The 14,279-nt window shown below is 68.7% G+C and carries 14 protein-coding genes; 2 read left to right on the top strand and 12 right to left on the bottom strand.

Going from position 1 to position 14,279, the window contains the following annotated elements; translation table 11 throughout:
* The 8 genes from FDP22_RS12860 to FDP22_RS12825 form a co-directional block, all read right to left on the bottom strand.
* Positions 1 to 747 (bottom strand): 2-keto-4-pentenoate hydratase, encoded by a 747-nt coding sequence (locus tag FDP22_RS12860; protein ID WP_138574201.1) that lies wholly within the window; start codon positions 745 to 747, stop codon positions 1 to 3.
* A complete protein-coding gene (locus FDP22_RS12855) occupies positions 744 to 1,406 on the bottom strand; it encodes a GntR family transcriptional regulator (RefSeq protein ID WP_138574200.1) in 663 nt (220 codons plus the stop codon). The genes FDP22_RS12860 and FDP22_RS12855 overlap by 4 nt, the downstream gene beginning before the upstream one ends.
* 69 nt (positions 1,407 to 1,475) lie before the next feature.
* A complete protein-coding gene (hpaR, locus tag FDP22_RS12850) occupies positions 1,476 to 1,934 on the bottom strand; it encodes a homoprotocatechuate degradation operon regulator HpaR (RefSeq protein ID WP_138574198.1) in 459 nt (152 codons plus the stop codon).
* Positions 1,931 to 2,329, bottom strand: coding sequence for a 5-carboxymethyl-2-hydroxymuconate Delta-isomerase (locus FDP22_RS12845; protein ID WP_138574196.1), 399 nt, complete (start codon positions 2,327 to 2,329; stop codon positions 1,931 to 1,933). Before FDP22_RS12845 ends, hpaR begins: the two co-directional genes overlap by 4 nt.
* Before the next feature lie 120 nt (positions 2,330 to 2,449).
* Positions 2,450 to 3,205 carry a class II aldolase and adducin N-terminal domain-containing protein gene (locus tag FDP22_RS12840; protein ID WP_138574194.1) on the bottom strand — a complete coding sequence of 252 codons (756 nt, stop codon included), beginning with the start codon at positions 3,203 to 3,205 and terminating at the stop codon, positions 2,450 to 2,452.
* A 215-nt stretch (positions 3,206 to 3,420) separates the two neighbouring features.
* The gene (locus FDP22_RS12835; protein ID WP_138574192.1) at positions 3,421 to 5,187 is read right to left on the bottom strand and encodes an IlvD/Edd family dehydratase; all 1,767 of its coding nucleotides are present in this window, start codon (positions 5,185 to 5,187) and stop codon (positions 3,421 to 3,423) included.
* 134 nt (positions 5,188 to 5,321) lie between these two features.
* On the bottom strand, positions 5,322 to 6,752 hold the full coding sequence (locus tag FDP22_RS12830; protein ID WP_138574190.1) for an aldehyde dehydrogenase family protein: 1,431 nt from the start codon (positions 6,750 to 6,752) through the stop codon (positions 5,322 to 5,324).
* Between the two features lie 13 nt (positions 6,753 to 6,765).
* Positions 6,766 to 7,923, bottom strand: coding sequence for a fumarylacetoacetate hydrolase family protein (locus FDP22_RS12825; protein ID WP_138574188.1), 1,158 nt, complete (start codon positions 7,921 to 7,923; stop codon positions 6,766 to 6,768).
* A gap of 260 nt (positions 7,924 to 8,183) precedes the next feature.
* On the opposite strand from FDP22_RS12825, the gene FDP22_RS24520 reads away from it, so the two are divergent.
* Positions 8,184 to 8,345, top strand: coding sequence for a hypothetical protein (locus FDP22_RS24520; protein WP_170317689.1), 162 nt, complete (start codon positions 8,184 to 8,186; stop codon positions 8,343 to 8,345).
* Entirely contained in the window at positions 8,339 to 9,586 is a 1,248-nt protein-coding gene (locus FDP22_RS12820) for an ROK family transcriptional regulator (RefSeq protein ID WP_138574186.1), read from the top strand. Before FDP22_RS24520 ends, FDP22_RS12820 begins: the two co-directional genes overlap by 7 nt.
* Before the next feature lie 97 nt (positions 9,587 to 9,683).
* Here the strand turns inward: FDP22_RS12820 and FDP22_RS12815 are convergent, their stop codons facing one another.
* The 4 genes from FDP22_RS12815 to FDP22_RS12800 all read right to left on the bottom strand — a co-directional run bounded on the left by FDP22_RS12815 (position 9,684) and on the right by FDP22_RS12800 (position 14,237).
* Entirely contained in the window at positions 9,684 to 10,595 is a 912-nt protein-coding gene (locus FDP22_RS12815) for an ABC transporter permease (protein WP_138574184.1), read from the bottom strand.
* A gap of 5 nt (positions 10,596 to 10,600) precedes the next feature.
* On the bottom strand, positions 10,601 to 11,869 hold the full coding sequence (locus tag FDP22_RS12810; protein ID WP_239031943.1) for an ABC transporter permease: 1,269 nt from the start codon (positions 11,867 to 11,869) through the stop codon (positions 10,601 to 10,603).
* A gap of 75 nt (positions 11,870 to 11,944) precedes the next feature.
* Complete coding sequence (locus FDP22_RS12805) at positions 11,945 to 13,027, bottom strand: ABC transporter substrate-binding protein (RefSeq protein ID WP_138574180.1); 1,083 nt, start codon at positions 13,025 to 13,027, stop codon at positions 11,945 to 11,947.
* Positions 13,028 to 13,130: 103 nt separating this feature from the next.
* Positions 13,131 to 14,237, bottom strand: coding sequence for an ABC transporter ATP-binding protein (locus tag FDP22_RS12800; RefSeq protein WP_138574178.1), 1,107 nt, complete (start codon positions 14,235 to 14,237; stop codon positions 13,131 to 13,133).
* Positions 14,238 to 14,279: the final 42 nt, after the last annotated feature.

The following is a 14,279-nucleotide window of genomic DNA, read 5'->3' as shown; positions in this document are numbered from 1 at the left end:
TCAGCGCATGGAGAAGCGCACCTCGCCCAGCCCGCTCACCGACATCACTGCCTCGGCCCCGGCAGGCACCGGGGTGACAGGCATGTGCGTGCCGCACAACACGATCTCGCCCGCGCGCAGCGTAAGCCCGCGGGCGTTGAAGCGCGTGGCGATGAAGGCCAGCGCCTCCGCCGGCGGCTGGGGGGCCGCGCCGCGCCGGCGCAGCACTTCCTCACCGCCCACGCGCACCACGGTCTCGAGATCGGAGAAATCCGTGTCCGGCCCGGCGCCCGGACCGCCGAGAACGGCGCCGATGTTGAAGATGTTCCCGGCGAGGATCGTGGGCACATGCGCCACGCCGCCTCCCTCCCGACGGTCGAGCAGCTCGAACGCCGGCACCCAGCGGGCCACATGCGGGCGCACCGAGGCCGCATCCCAGCCGCCGGGCCGCGGCGCCATGTCGGCGCCGATCACCGCGGCGATCTCCGGCTCCATCACGAACTCGCGGTATCTTGCGGCTTCGAGAACGGCGCCGCTCTCGCGGATGCCGTCCGCGAGCACCCGGCCGTAGCCCGGATGCGGCAGGTTCATCTGTGTCATCGCCGCGGCGGTGTTCCAGGAAATCTTGTAGCCGCCCACGCAGCCGAGCAGCTCGGTCACGAGGTCCTGCGCCGCGAGGCCGGCTTCGATGTCGGTGAGCCCGGGCTCGGCCACGAACCGGTCTCCGGCGGTGCGGGCGCTGGCGATGCGCGCGGCAATATCCTTCATACGATCTTTCCTGCGTCCAGTTTCAGCCGGGTTTCATAGGCTTGCGACAGGTGGGCATGCATCGCGGCATCGGCCTCGTCCGGCCGGCGCGCGGCGATGGCCTCCAGAATGGCCTCATGCTCGGCGAGCGCCTGCTCCCCCCGGCCTTCGGCGGCCAGCGAGGTGGTGGCCACCAGCGCCATGGCCTGGTGCACGGCCACGAGCTGCTGGATCAGGTAGCGGTTGTGGCTGGCGAGGTGGATCTGGTGATGGAAGCGCTTGTTGGCCCGGGCCAGGGCGGTGGCGTTGTCCACCAGGTCGCGGTCGCGCTCCAGGAGTTCGCGCAGCACGGAGATCTCCTCGCGCGCGGCATGCATTGCCGCGAGCCGCGCAGCCAGGCCCTCGAGCGTGGCGCGCACCACGTAGAGCTCGCCCAGCTGGTCGTGATCGAGGCTGGACACGATGAGGCTGCGCCCGTCCCGCGTGACGACACCCTGCGTTTCCAGGCGTTTGAGCGCCTCGCGGATCGGCGTGCGCGACACGCCGAAGCGTTCGGCCAGTTCGCTTTCGACCAACCGCCCGCCGGGCCCGATGAGCCCGTCATCGATGATCTTCAGGATCAGCTCGTATGCATCCCCGGGGTTCTGCACGCTGCTGCCTGTGGAAATCTTCTTGTTCATGGAGCGCAAGATAGGGCGCGGCGCTGCCGAGGGGAAGCGCATTTGCGCGCGGCGCGCGAGCGGGCGCGATCAGTCCTCCCGGGGGCGGAGGCGCGTGGCGGCCTCGCGCAGGTCCTCCAGCAGGGTGAGCAGGGTTTCCAGCCGTTCGGAGCCGAATTCCGCCTCCAGCTCGCGGTAGATGCGCTCGGATTCCGGCACCATGCTGTGGAACAGCGCCGCGCCCTCCTGCGTGAGCACCACGACGCGGCGGCGCGCATCGCGCGAGGGCTCGCCGGAGGGTGCGGTGAAGCCGCGGTCCTCCAGCGCGCGCAGGATACGGGTGAGGCTGGGGCCGAGGATGGCGCAGCGCTCGGACAGTTCGGTGGCGTCCAGCGGCCCCATTTCGGCCAGCGCGCGCATCACCCGCCATTGCGGCAGGCTGAGGCCATGGGCGTCCACATGCGGCTTGAACAGCCGCATCGTCGCCTCGCGCGCCCGCAACAGGGCAATCGGCAGTGCGCGTTCGAATTGCCGCGAGTGTCCGCTCATGCGCCGGCGCGCGCCGAAACGGCAGCGTGCACCGTGCTGTAGCGGCGGATGGAGAATTCGGTCACGATTTCGCGGATCTCGAGGCTGAGCATGAAGGGCAGCGCTCCGAGCCGGGCGCGCAGGAAGGTCTCCGCCGCGGCATAGACCTGTTCGGCGGCCATGGCCCGCTGTTGCGGGCTGCGCCCCTCGCCAATGCGCAGCACCATGTCGATGAAGCCGTAGGCTTCCGCCCCGTCGGCGATCTCGACCACGGCGCAGCGCAGGCCGCGCACCCGGATGCCCCCCAGCGGGAACAGTCCGGTCTCCACCATGGCGTCGCGCAGCAGCGCCGCGAAGGCCTGCATGTCGATGCGGGTGTCGAGATCGGGTGAATATTCGAAACTCAGATGCGGCATCCGGCCCCCGCAATCCATTAACAGGTTAACCTTCTAGATCGGAAGGGGGGCCGCTGTCAATCGGCAGGGGTGGGCAGGCCGGCTGGGGTCGGCGGGCCGCGGCGGGCCCGCCGGGTGCGCTCAGAGGCGGAAGTCCTCGCCGTCGCGCTCCAGGATCTGCCGGATGGCGATCATCAGCTTGTCGGCCTGCTCCGGGTAGGCCTCGATCTCCTGCGCGGTCTTCTCGGCCACGGCGTCGGAGAGCGCGCGGATCGGCTTGCCGGTCCACAGCGCCTTCACGTAGGTCTCCGCGGCGCGCTCGAAGTAGTAGAGCCGGTTGAACGTGTCGGCCACGCTGTCGCCCACCACCATGATGCCGTGGTTGCCCATGATGAGCACCTTCTTCATCGGGTCCGCCAGAAGCTGGCAGCAGCGCTGGGCCTCCTCCTCGAAAGCGAGCCCGCCGTACTGGGTGTCGACGGCGACGCGGTTGTGGAACATGGCGGAGTTCTGGTCCACGGCGGGCAGCGAGCTGTCCTCCAGCATCGCGATCACGGTGGCGTAGATCGAGTGCACGTGCATGGCGCAGCGCGCGTGCGGCAGGTTGCGGTGGATGGTGCCGTGCAGGCCCCAGGCCGTCGGGTCCGGCGCGTCGGGGCCTTCCATGGAGCTGGGGTCGTTCGCGTCGAGGAACAGCAGGTCACTCGCCTTGATCAGGCTGAAGTGCATCTGGTTGGGGTTCATGAGGAACTGGGTGCCCTCCTCGTTCACCGCCAGGGAGTAGTGGTTGGCCACCCCCTCGTGCATGTTCAGGCGGGCCGTCCAGCGGAAGGTCGCCGCGAGGTCCTCGCGCTCCTGCTGGAGGTTGTGTTTCGGGCTGAGTTGGGCAACGGGCATCACGGGGTCTCCTGTCGGACGGATTATTGTCGACAATGTTACCTGTGGGCGCCGGGGTCAACCCCTGCCCCGGCGCCGGCGGGCGCAAGCGGGATCACGATGTCTCCGGCCGGGCCGCGTCGGCGGCGGCGCCGCCCGCTCCGGGTTTCCTGCGCCGGCCCGTGGCGGGCGGGCAGCCGGCCCCCCTTTCCGCGGGGGGGGGGGCCGGCGCGCGTTCAGTGGTTGTGCCGGGGCACCGTGTTGGAGATCTTCTGGTATTTCACCGCGAGATCCATGCATCCGCCCTGGGCGAGCTGGCCCACGGTCTGGCGGGCAAGCTCCTGCCAGGGCGTCTGGCTGGCGGGGATCGCCGGCAGGCCATCGGCCTTGCGCGCCTCCCATGTGGCCTCGTCGACCAGCGCATCGCAGCGGCCCTTGTTGAGGTCGATGCGGATGATGTCGTCGGTGCGCAGCCAGGCGAGCCCGCCGCCGATGGCCGCTTCCGGCGAGGCGTTGAGGATCGACGGGCTGTCGGCGGTGCCGGACTGGCGCCCGTCCCCGATGGTCGGCAGCGAGGTGATGCCCTGGCGCAGCAGCGCGTCGGGCGGCTGCATGTTCACCACTTCCGCCGAGCCGGGCCAGCCCACCGGGCCGCAGCCGCGGATCACCAGGATGCAGCTGTCGTCGATGTTGAGCGCGGGGTCGTTGATGCGGTCGTGGTAATCCTCCGAGCCGTCGAACACGATGGCCCGGCCCTCGTAGACCCCCTCGTTGCCGGGGGTGGAGAGGTAGCGGGCGCGGAACTCCGGCGAGATGACGGAGGTTTTCATGATCGCGGTGTCGAAGAGGTTCCCGGTCATCACCACGAAACCTGCCTTCTCGGAGAGCGGCGTCTCGAAGGGGAAGATCACCTCGCGGTTTTCCGCCTCGCGGCCGTCGAGATTGGCGAACATGGTCTTGCCGGTGACGGTGAGCGTGTCGCGCAGCAGGCCGGCCTCGCGCAGTTCATACATCACCGAGGGCACGCCGCCGGCGCGGTAGAACCCCTCGCCGAGGTATTTGCCCGCCGGCTGCATGTTCACCAGCAGCGGCACGTCATGGCCGTAGAGCTGCCAGTCCGAGGGTTTCAGCTCCACGCCCACATGGGCTGCGATGGCCTGCAGGTGCGGCTGGGCGTTGGTGGAGCCGCCGAGGGCGGAGTTCGTGGCGATCGCGTTGAGGAAGGCGTCCCGCGTCAGCACGTCGGAGGGCTTCACGTCCTCATGCGCGAGGCCGACGATGCGCAGCCCGGTCTGATAGGCCATGGTCGAGCGGTCGGCGTAGGGCGCCGGAATGGCGGCGCAGCCGGTGAGCGACATGCCGAGCGCCTCCGCCAGGCCGTTCATCGTGCTCGCGGTGCCCATGGTGTTGCAATGGCCCATGGAAGGCACGGAGCCGGCGCAGGCGCGGAAGAACTGCTCCTCGGTGATCTCGCCGCGCGCCAGCTTGCGGCGCATCCGCCACACGATGGTGCCGGCGCCTACCAGGTCGTCGCCCTCGAAATACCCGTCCAGCGAGGGGCCGCCGGAGAGCACGATCGCCGGGATGTCCACGGTCGCGGCCGCCATCAGGCAGGCGGGCGTGGTCTTGTCGCAGCCGGTGGTGAGGACGACGGCGTCGATCGGATAGCCGTAGAGCGTCTCGACCAGGCCCATGTAGGCGAGGTTCCGGTCCAGCGCCGCGGTGGGGCGCTTGCCGGTTTCCTGGATGGGGTGGACGGGGAATTCCAGCGGAATGCCGCCGGCCTCGCGGATGCCTTCGCGCACCCGGTCGGCGAGCTGGATGTGCACGCGGTTGCAGGGCGAGAGATCGGAGCCTGTCTGGGCGATGCCGATGATCGGCTTGCCGGAGCGCAGCTCCTCGTAGGAATAGCGCCAGCCGAGGTACTTCTCCATGTAGAGGGCGACCTGGTCGGGGCGGTGGGGGTCGTCGAACCACTCACGTGAGCGGAATCTGCGGGTCATCTTCTCTCTCCCTGGGGGCCGGGCCCCCGGTTGCAAAAGGCTGTCCGGTGTCCCGGGCCTGGCCCGGGACCTCGCGCATGCCGCCTGCGGCACGCGGTGAGGCCCCGGCGCGGCGGCCGGGGCAACGGGTCGCGTCAGGGCAGCGTATAGGCAGTCTTCACCGTGGTGAAGAACTCGGCTGCATATTTCCCCTGCTCGCGCGGGCCGAAGGACGAGCCCTTCCGGCCGCCGAAGGGAACGTGATAGTCCACGCCCGCCGTGGGCAGGTTGACCATCACCATGCCCGCTTCCGCGTTGCGGCGGAAATGCGTGGCGTATTTCAGCGAGGTGGTGCAGATGCCCGAGGACAGGCCGAAGGGCGTGTCATTCGCCGCCGCCAGCGCTTCCTCGTAATCCTTCACCCGCACCACGGAGGCGACGGGGCCGAATACCTCCTCGCGGTTGATGGTCATGGCCTGCGTGGTCTCGGTGAAGAGCGCGGGGGCGAGGTAGAAGCCCTCGGTGTCGCCCTTCACCCGGTCGCCGCCGAAGACGAGCTTGCCGCCCTCGTCCTTCGCCTTCGCGATGTAGCCCTCGTCGACCGCGAGCTGGCTCTCGTCCACCACCGGGCCGATATGGGTGCCGGCGGCGCGGGCGTCGCCGATCTTCAGGCCTTCCAGCTTCGCCACCATCGCGTCGATGAAGCGGTCATGGATGCCCTCGGTCACGATGAGGCGCGAGGAGGCGGTGCAGCGCTGGCCGGTGGAGAAGAAGGCGCCGTTCACGCAGGCGTCCACCGCCACGTTGATGTCGGCGTCATCGAGCACCACCATGGGGTTCTTGCCGCCCATCTCCAGCTGGAACTTGCGCATGTGCTCGACGCATTTCGAAGCCACGTGGCGGCCGGTGTTCACCGAGCCGGTGAAGCTCACCGCGGCCACGCGGGCGTCCGACAGGATGGTCTCGCCCACCACGGAGCCGCGGCCCATCACCAGGTTGAACACGCCCTCCGGCACCCCGGCGCGCGCGATGATGTCCGCCAGCGCCCAGGCAGAGCCGGGCACCAGGTCCGCCGGCTTGAACACCACGGTGTTGCCGTAGCAGAGCGCCGGGGCGATCTTCCACGCCGGGATGGCGATGGGAAAGTTCCACGGCGTGATGATGCCCACCACGCCCATCGGCTCACGGGTGATCTCCACGCCCACGCCGGGGCGCACGGAAGGAACCGTCTCGCCAGTGAGGCGCAGCGCCTCGCCGGAGAAGAAGCGGAAGATCTGGGCGGCGCGCAACACCTCGCCCTTCGCCTCGGGCAGGGTCTTGCCCTCCTCGCGGGCCAGCAGGTCCCCCAGCTCGTCGGCGCGCGCGGTGATCTCGTCGGCCACCCGCTGCAGGATGTCGTAGCGCTGCTGCGGGCCGGAGCGGGCCCAGGCCGGGAAGGCGGCGGCGGCCGCGTCGATGGCCTGGGTGGTCATCGCGGCATCGGCCTGGGCGTAGGTGTCCACGATGTCCGACAGGTCGGAGGGGTTCACGTTGGGCCGCTCGGCGGTGCCCGCCGTCCAGGCGCCGCCGATGTAGAGTTGCTTCATGATCTCGCGTCCTTCAGATCAGGTTGCGTTTCGAGAGAGACTGCATGAGCGCCGTCACGCCGTACTTCCATGGCGGACAGGTGCCCGAGAGGTCAACCCAATTGACCAATGCGCCCAGTTCCGGGGCGGAGATCTCCACCCGGTCTCCCACCTTGTGGGTGAAGCCCGCGCCCGGCGCGCCGCGGTCCTGCGTGGGCGCGAACAGCGTGCCGAGGTAGAGCATGAAGCCGTCCGGGTACTGGTGATCGGCGTTCAGCGTCTGGTTCACAATGTCGATCGGGCGGCGGGAAATCTCGCTCATCGGCGAAATTCCGTCCATCACGAAGCCGTCATCGGCGCCGCGCACGTTCAGGCGGACAGAAATCTTCTCCGCATCGGCCATGGTGAAGCCCGCGTCGAACAGCCGGATGAACGGGCCGATGGCGGCGGAGGCGTTGTTGTCCTTCGCCTTGGAGAGCAGCAGCGCGGAGCGGCCCTCGAAGTCGCGCAGGTTCACGTCATTGCCCAGGGTCACGCCGCGCACGGTGCCGCGGCTGTCCACCGCCAGCACCAGTTCCGGCTCCGGGTTGTTCCAGTGCGACTTCGGGTGCACGCCGATGCGCGCGCCGCAGCCCATGGCCGAGAGCACCGGCGCCTTGGTGAACACCTCCGCGTCCGGCCCAATGCCGACCTCGAGATATTGCGACCACATGCCCATCTCCACGAGCACGCGCTTCACCTCCATCGCCTTGTCGGAGCCGGGCTCCAGCCCGCGCAGGCTGTCGCCCAGAACCGGGGCCAGTTTCGCGCGGATGGTCTCCGCCGCCGCCGGGTCGCCCTTGGCCTGTTCCTCGACCACGCGCTCGATCATCGAGGAGGCGAAGGTCACACCCGCCGCCTTGAGCACCTGCAGGTCGCAGGGCGCGAGCAGCCGGTCACCGCTTTCCGCCAGCGCGCCGTCGAGAAACGCCTGGATCGGCCCGAGCGCCGGGAAGGCACCGTCGAGCGCGGAGACGAGGTCATCGCGCTCCAGCAGCATCGACACCGTGGGTGCGAGGCCGGAGATGTCGTGCAGCACGCCGTCGCGCACCAGCACCGGAACCGGGCCGCCCAGGGCCTCGAGGTGCACGCGTCCGATCAGCAGGGCACCGGCGTCCCGCGGCAGGATTTCGGCTGTGTTCAGGCTCTTCATCAGTTTCCCCCTTGCATGTGCCATCTTGCTTACCGTCATTGGTCGGGTCGCGTCACCCCTTTCGTGCTGTCCGGCGAGGCCCTGAAACAGGCCCGGGCAGGCGGTGGGGGAGAGGCTCCTGGCGCGGGGATCGTTTGATTTTGACCGGGAATGACAACCCTCCTATCCTCCCCCGAACAAGAGAGTCGGGCATCCGGGGTGGTGCGCAGAGCGTATGTTGCAGCGCGATTTCCGAAATTCGACCGTGGGGAGGGTAATATATGCTCGATATGGATCTGAAACCCGGGCAGTTCTGCCGGATGAAACAGAAATACTTTGGTAACGGCCGGTCGATATTGCAGTGCATCATCGCCCCCTCGGCGCGGCGTATCCCCGGCCCGGCCGAATCGTTGCGCCGCCAGTGTGGAGACAGCGCATGCTGAAGCGGGTCGACAGTGACTGGTTGCGCGACATAAACCGCCGCAGGGTGCTGCGCGAGGTGCGCAAGGTCCGCGCGGTGGCGCGGGTCGATATCGCCGAGGCGACCGGGCTCAGCCCGGCCACGGTGACGGTGGTGGCCAACGAACTGATCGAGCGCGGGCTGCTCGAGGAAGCCCCGGCCGAGGCCGAGGGCGATCGCCGCCGCGGCCGGCCGCGGGTGCTGCTGCGCCTCGCGCCGGGGGCGCTGCGCGTGGCCGGGGTGAAACTGGCCGAGCACCGGATTTCCGTGACCATCGTGGATTTCTCCGGCGAGACCGTGGGAGAATCCGAGACCGCGGTGCGCACCCGGTCCCAGCCGCTCGACGCGCTGGTGGGGCTGATCGAGGACAATGTCCGCGCCGCCGCGAAACAGGCCCGCATCCGCCCGCGCGACCTTGCCGGCATCGGCATCGCCCTGCCCGGCTACGTCGACGCGATGACCGGCACCGCCTGGTGGTCCCCCGTGCTGGCCGAGCCGGAAGTGAACCTCACCCGGCTGCTGGAGGGGCGCTTCCCCTGCCCGGTCTTCGCGGACAACGACGCGAACATCGCCACCCTGGCCGAGCTGTGGTTCGGCCTGGGCCAGGGCGTGCGCAACTTCACCGTGGTGACGGTGGAGCACGGCGTGGGCATGGGCATGGTGCTGGACGGGCGCATCCGGCGCGGAGCGCGCGGGCTGGGCGCAGAGCTCGGGCACATGAAGGTGGCGCTGGACGGCGCGCCCTGCCGTTGCGGCCAGCGCGGCTGCCTGGAGGCCTATGTGGCCGATTACGCCCTGCTGCGCCGCGCCTCCCCGATCCTGCCGGACATCGACCTGGCCGACCCGGCCCGCCGGCGCGAGGGCCTCGCCGCCCTCACCACCCTGGCCCATCAGGGCTCGGCGGAGGCGAACGCCATCTTCCGCGAGGCCGCGGCGATGCTCGGCCTGGGCATGGCCAACCTGGTGAACATCGTCGACCCGGGGATGATCATCCTGTCGGGCACCCGTTTCCGCAACGAGCTGCTGTTCTCCGACATCATGGCCAAGACGCTGAAGGAGAACTCGATTCCCTTCGGCCCGCCGGGGCCGGAGATCCGCACCCATGTCTGGGGCGACCTGCTCTGGACCCGCGGCGCCGCCGCGCTGGCCCTCGAGGGCCTGTTCGACGACACGCTGTTCGGCCTGCAATCCGTGCGCGGCGAGGTTCAGCTCACCGGCGCCTGAGCGGCCGGGGCCGCCGCCGCGAGCGTCCGCCATGCAGAAGGGGCGCCCCTTTCGGGAGCGCCCCTTTTCCGTTTCTCCCGGCGGCAGGCGCCGCGCGTCAGCTTGACTTGATGCCGCGCAGGCGCTCGGAGCGGCGGCGCAGCAGTTCCACCGTGGTGAGCAGGATGATCGAGAAGATCACCAGCAGCGTGGCGGCGGAGAGGATGGCCGGCGAGATCTGCTCGCGGATGCCGTTCCACATCTGGCGCGGGATGGTCTGCTGGTCATGGGCGGCGACGAAGAGCACCACCACCACCTCGTCGAAGGAGGTGACGAAGGCGAAGAGCGCGCCCGAGACCACCCCCGGCAGGATGAGCGGCATGATGATCTTGAAGAACACCGTGGTGGGCGGCGCGCCGAGGTTCATCGCCGCCCGGGTGAGCGAGTGGTCGAAGCCCACCAGCGTCGCCGTCACGGTGATGATCACGAAGGGAATGCCCAGCGTGGCATGCGCCAGGATGATACCGGCGTAGGAATTCGCCAGCCCGGTGGCCGAGTAGAAGAAGTAGAGCCCGGTGGCGGTGATGATCACCGGCACGATCATCGGCGAGATCAGGACGGCCATGATGGTGCGCCGGAACGGCATCTCGGGCCGCGACAGGCCAAGGGCGGCGATGGTGCCCAGCAGCGTGGCGAGCAGCGTCGCCGAGACGCCGATGATGATCGAGTTCTTCGCCGCCTGCACCCAGGCCGCGTTCGCCCAGACATCCGCCCACCAGGCCGCGCCGCGCGGCGCGTCCGGGTTGGTCATCCCGAAGGTGAGCAGCAGGTCGTACCAGCGCATGGAATAGCCCGCCGGGTCGAAGGAGAGCATCTTGTCGGTGAAGGTGAAGTAGGGCTCGGCGTTGAAGCTCAGCGGGATGATGATCAGGATGGGCGCGATCAGGAACAGGAAGATCAGCGCGCAGCCCACGCGGTAGGCATAGGCCCAGACGCGTTCCATCGGCGATGCGTATACGGGAATGGCCATGTCCGTCACCCCAGTTTCATGTTGTCGATGCCCACCAGCCGGTCATAGAGCCAGTAGAGCAGCAGGACCGCGGCGAGCAGGATGCCCGCCAGCGCGGCGGCCAGCGACCAGTTGTGCGATTCCTGCATGTGGAAGGCGATGAGGTTCGAGATCAGCGTGCCGGTGGTGCCGCCGACCAGCGCGGGCGTGATGTAGTAGCCCACGGCGAGGATGAACACGAGCAGGATGCCCGCGCCGATGCCCGGCACCGTCTGCGGCAGGTAGATGCGGCGGAAGGCCGTCCAGCTGGTGGCGCCCAGGCTGCGCGCGGCGCGCACGTAGGACGGCGGGATGGTGCGCATCACCGAGTAGAGCGGCAGGATCATGAAGGGCAGCAGGATGTGCGTCATCGCGATGATGGTGCCGGTCTCGTTGTACATCATCTGGATGCGGCCATCCTCCCCGATGACCCCCAGCCAGACGAGCACGTCGTTCACCACGCCCTGGCTTTGCAGCAGCACCATCCAGCTCGTGGTGCGCACCAGAAGCGAGGTCCAGAACGGCAGCAGCACCAGGATCATCAGCAGGTTGGAATAGCGCATCGGCAGGGTGGCGAGCAGATGGGCGATCGGGTAGCCCAGCAGCAGGCACAGGATGGCGATGGTCACCGACATCTTCAGCGTGCGCCAGAAGATCGCGACATAGACCTGCCGGTTCTCGTCGACCATGACGATGTCGCCGGCCGCGTCGCGGGTGCGGTCGATCGCGGAGAGGTAGAAGGCGCCCGTGTAGGGCGAGGAGGCCCGGCGCATCACGCCCCAGAGCTCGGGATCGCCCCAGTCCTTGTCGGCGTCGAGCAGCGCCTCGCGGTAGGGCGGTTCCATCTTGTCCGCCTTGCGGGCGGTGGAGGTGAAGAGCGAGCGGGTTCCGGACATCTCGTAGTTCACCCGGGTGCCGACCAGCCCGATCGAGCGGTCTTCCCGGGCCTCACGCAGGTCCAGCACCAGCGCCTCCCAGGCGGCATCGTCCGGCGCGGCATCGCCGTTCTCGGCGAACCAGGCCACCAGGTGCGGCATGTGGGCGGAGAATTCGTCGTTGGAGACCGAGCGGAACAGCATCTGCCCGATGGGCACCACGAAGGATGCCACGATGAAGAGGAGCAGCGGCAGCACCAGCGCCGCGGCCCGCCACTTCGCCCGGCGCTGCGCGCGGGCCAGTGCGGTCTTGAGCGGAACGCCGTCTGCGGTCTGGAGCGGGGCGGTGGGGCGCGCCTCTGGAACGGCGCCTGCGGTAATTTCGGTCACGGAACCTCGGCCCTCCCGGGGGATGCGGCCGGGGCGCGCGCAGCGGCGTGCCCCGGCCCTGTTCAATCAGCTGGCGGCGAGCCAGGCGTTGAAACGCTCGGAGAGCTCGGTGTCCCGGTCAGCCCAGAACTCGAAGTCGTTCACGAGCGCATTGCTCATGTTGGCCTCGGCGGTGGGCATCTGCGGGCCCATCTCGGTCTTGCCGTCCATGAACTTCCCGACGAGCGCCCCGGAGGACTTGCGCGCCGGGCCGTAGGAGATCCAGGAGGCCTGGTCCGCGAGCGGCTTGGTGGAGGTGGCGAACTTCACGAAGTCCATCGCGAGGTCCTTGTTCGGCGCGCCCTTCGGGATCACGAACAGGTCGAAGTCCATGATCTGGCCGTCCCAGACGATCTGGAAGGGTTTGCCCTCGCCCACGGCGGCGTTGAAGATGCGGCCGTTGTAGGCGGTGGTCATCGCCACCTCGCCGTCGGCGAGGAGCTGCGGCGGCTGGGCGCCGGCTTCCCACCACACCACCGAGTCCTTGATGGTGTCGAGCTTGGCGAAGGCGCGGTCCACGCCCTCGTCGGTCTCCAGCAGGTCATAGACCTCGTCGGCCGGCACGCCGTCGGCCATCAGCGCCATCTCGAGGTTGGCCTTGGCCGCCTTGCGCATGCCGCGCTTGCCGGGGAATTTCTCCAGGTCGAAGAAATCCGCCATCGTGGTCGGCGGGCTGTCCGGGAACTTCGTGGTGTCATAGGCATAGACCGTGGACCACACGATGCTCGCCACCGCGCAATCGGTCAGCGCGCCGTCGATGAAGTCCTCGGCGGCCGGGGTGCCGTCCGGTGCCGGCGGCAGGGTGGAGGAGTCGATCTCCTCCAGCAGGCCCTCGTCGCACAGGCGCACGGCGTCGGAGTATTCCACGTCGGCCACGTCGATGGTGACGTTGCCGGCCTCGACCTGCGGCTTGATCGGGGTCGCCGGGTTGTCCGCGTCCACCGAGATCACCTTGTTGCCGGTCTTTTCCATCCAGGGCTTCTGGTAGGCCTCGACCTGGCTCTTGGTGTAGGACCCGCCCCAGGACATCACGGTGACTTCGCCGGCCTGGGCGCTCGCGGCCCCAAGCGCGACGAGCGTCGACGTGGCGAGAAGTTTCTTCAGAAACATGCATTATCTCCCTGTTGTGCGGCCGCGCGGGCAAGCCCCCCGCAGCCCTGAACATGTTCCGGAGCCTGGTGCGGCCCCGGCACCCGACCTCCCCCTCGGGGTGTCAGGTCGACATCGGATCAAGCGCCCGGCAATCCGCCGGGTCCCACCCCACCTTGACCGTGCTGCCTTCGGCGAGGGGCTGGTGCCCCTGCCGGTTGGTCACCTTCACGACGAAGTTGGGGTTTCCCGCCACGCTCATGCGCACGCGGATATGGTCGCCGTGGTAGATGAGTTCCTCGATCCGCCCGTCGATCGCGTCCGGTACCTGCCCGTCCCCGGGCGACATCACCACCCGCTCGGGGCGGATGGAGAGCGTCGTCGGCGCGCCGGCGCCCGCCCCCTGGACATGGGTGGCGTTCACCGTCAGCCCGCCGGGGATCTCCACCGCGCAGGTGCTGCCGGTGACGGCGCGGATCTTGCCGTCGATGCGGTTGTTCTCGCCGATGAACTGGGCGACGAAGGAATTCTCCGGGCGTTCATAGAGCGCCTCGGGGGTGGAGAGCTGCTGGATCCTGCCGTCGTTGAACACCGCGATGCGGTCCGACATGGTCAGCGCCTCGGACTGGTCATGCGTCACGTAGACGACCGTGACACCCAGGCTCTCGTGGATGTGCTTGATCTCGTATTGCATCTGCTCGCGCAGCTGCTTGTCCAGCGCGCCGAGCGGCTCGTCCATCAGCACCAGGTCCGGCTCGAACACCAGGGCGCGGGCCACGGCCACGCGCTGCTGCTGCCCGCCCGAGAGCTGCGCCGGCCGGCGGCCGCCCAGCGCCGAAAGCTCCACCATGTTGAGCGCGCGCTGCACCTTGGCCTGCTGGTCGGCCTTCGACATGCCCCGCACCTGCAGCGGAAAGGCGAGGTTCTCCGCCACCGTCATGTGCGGAAAGAGCGCGTAGTTCTGGAACACCATGCCGATGCCGCGCTTGTGGGGCGCTACGTTGTTGATCGGCTTGCGGTTGAGGTAGATCTCGCCGTTCGTGGCGGTTTCGAAGCCGGCCAGCATCATCAGGCAGGTGGTCTTGCCGGAGCCCGAGGGCCCCAGCATGGTGAGGAACTCACCCTTGCCGATCCGCAGCTGAAGGTCCTTCACCACGAGGCTTTCACCATCGTAGCTCTTCTGCACGTGATCGAACTCGACGAACGCGTCCTGCGCCGAAGTATTGGCCAAATCGATGTCTCCCTGCCGGCTTGAGCCGATCCCTGTGCCGTA

Source organism: Paroceanicella profunda (assembly GCF_005887635.2).
Classification (GTDB): Bacteria; Pseudomonadota; Alphaproteobacteria; order Rhodobacterales; family Rhodobacteraceae; genus Paroceanicella; species Paroceanicella profunda.
The sequence above is the reverse complement of the archived record's forward strand: the minus strand, read 5'-3'. Positions and strand labels throughout refer to the sequence as shown.

Bases quoted from the DNA above. Each gene is read 5' to 3' on its own strand.
- FDP22_RS12860 (WP_138574201.1), bottom strand. From the start codon at position 747: ATGAAGGATATTGCCGCGCGCATCGCCAGCGCCCGCACCGCCGGAGAC.
- FDP22_RS12855 (WP_138574200.1), bottom strand. From the start codon at position 1,406: ATGAACAAGAAGATTTCCACAGGCAGCAGCGTGCAGAACCCCGGGGAT.
- hpaR (WP_138574198.1), bottom strand. From the start codon at position 1,934: ATGAGCGGACACTCGCGGCAATTCGAACGCGCACTGCCGATTGCCCTG.
- FDP22_RS12845 (WP_138574196.1), bottom strand. From the start codon at position 2,329: ATGCCGCATCTGAGTTTCGAATATTCACCCGATCTCGACACCCGCATC.
- FDP22_RS12840 (WP_138574194.1), bottom strand. From the start codon at position 3,205: ATGCCCGTTGCCCAACTCAGCCCGAAACACAACCTCCAGCAGGAGCGC.
- FDP22_RS12835 (WP_138574192.1), bottom strand. From the start codon at position 5,187: ATGACCCGCAGATTCCGCTCACGTGAGTGGTTCGACGACCCCCACCGC.
- FDP22_RS12830 (WP_138574190.1), bottom strand. From the start codon at position 6,752: ATGAAGCAACTCTACATCGGCGGCGCCTGGACGGCGGGCACCGCCGAG.
- FDP22_RS12825 (WP_138574188.1), bottom strand. From the start codon at position 7,923: ATGAAGAGCCTGAACACAGCCGAAATCCTGCCGCGGGACGCCGGTGCC.
- FDP22_RS24520 (WP_170317689.1), top strand. From the start codon at position 8,184: ATGCTCGATATGGATCTGAAACCCGGGCAGTTCTGCCGGATGAAACAG.
- FDP22_RS12820 (WP_138574186.1), top strand. From the start codon at position 8,339: ATGCTGAAGCGGGTCGACAGTGACTGGTTGCGCGACATAAACCGCCGC.
- FDP22_RS12815 (WP_138574184.1), bottom strand. From the start codon at position 10,595: ATGGCCATTCCCGTATACGCATCGCCGATGGAACGCGTCTGGGCCTAT.
- FDP22_RS12805 (WP_138574180.1), bottom strand. From the start codon at position 13,027: ATGTTTCTGAAGAAACTTCTCGCCACGTCGACGCTCGTCGCGCTTGGG.